1 protein-coding gene is annotated in these 1,203 nt (G+C 60.7%); it reads left to right on the top strand.

Features of this window, described 5'->3' with window-relative positions:
* Positions 1-65: 65 nt before the first annotated feature.
* Positions 66-1,177 (top strand): IS3 family transposase gene (locus tag NKH70_RS35645; protein WP_352484793.1). Its coding sequence is split into 2 segments (ribosomal slippage): positions 66-321 and positions 321-1,177, totalling 1,113 coding nucleotides; the frame shifts between segments, so codons are not numbered across the junction.
* Positions 1,178-1,203 lie beyond the last annotated feature (26 nt).

Below are 1,203 nucleotides of genomic sequence, written 5' to 3'. Positions count from 1 at the left end.
TGACGTGCTCCCCTGAAATGTCCTCGGTTTGAGGTTAGCCTGTTCCTCGGATGAGGAGACAGGCAATGAAGCGATCGAGATTTTCTGACGAACAGATCATCGGCATTTTGAAGGAACACCAGGCTGGGCTTTCGGCGACGGATCTGTGCCGCAAATACGGTGTGAGCGACGCGACCTTCTATAAGTGGCGCTCGAAGTATGGCGGCATGGATGTGTCGGAGGCGAAGCGGCTGAAGAGCCTTGAGGAGGAGAACGGCAAGCTGAAGCGTCTGCTGGCCGATGCCATGCTCGACGTCTCGACCTTGCGCGAGATGCTCGGAAAAAACTTCTAACGCCCGGGTCGAGGAGGACTGCCGTGACCTGGGCGATCGAGAACAAGGGCTATTCGCAGCGTCGCGCCTGCGGGCTCGTCGGCATGGAGCCGCGGGTCTACCGCTACCGTCCGTCCCGACCGGATGATGCCGGTTTGCGCAAGCGGCTGCGGGATCTGGCCGCCGAACGCCGGCGCTTCGGCTATCGTCGGCTGCACCTTCTCTTGAAGCGCGAAGGCGTGGCGGTGAACTGGAAGAAGCTCTATCGCCTTTATCGCGAGGAGCGGCTGACGGTGCGCAAGCGCGGTGGTCGCAAGCGGGCCTTGGGCACCAGGGCGCCGATGGCGATACCGCAGGGCGCCAACCAGCGCTGGAGCCTCGACTTCGTCTCCGACACGCTGACCGATGGTCGCCGCTTCCGGATACTATGCGTCATCGACGACTTCAGCCGGGAGTGTCTGGCCACGGTCGTCGACAACTCGATCTCGGGTGAGCGTGTCGCCCGCGAACTCGACATCATCGCCGAACATCGCGGCTACCCCTGCATGATCGTGTCGGACAACGGCACCGAGCTGACCTCGAACGCCATTTTGGCTTGGCAGGAGGATCGGCATGTCGAATGGCACTACATCGCACCGGGCAAGCCGATGCAGAATGGCTTCGTGGAAAGCTTCAATGGTCGGCTACGCGATGAGTGCCTCAACGAACGGCTCTTCACCAGCTATCGGCACGCCCGCAACAGCATCGAAGAATGGAGGATCGACTACAATGTGAATCGCCCACACACGAGCCTCGATGGGCTCACCCCGCTTGAATATGCAACCCGATCCGTCAAGGATCACAACGTGAACAGGGCTAACTTATAGACGCGGACAAAACGGGGAGCACGTCA

Origin of the sequence: Mesorhizobium sp. M0991, assembly GCF_040318915.1 — a bacterium.
In the GTDB taxonomy this organism is placed as follows: Bacteria; Pseudomonadota; Alphaproteobacteria; order Rhizobiales; family Rhizobiaceae; genus Mesorhizobium.
This window is presented reverse-complemented; position numbering and strand designations above follow the sequence as displayed.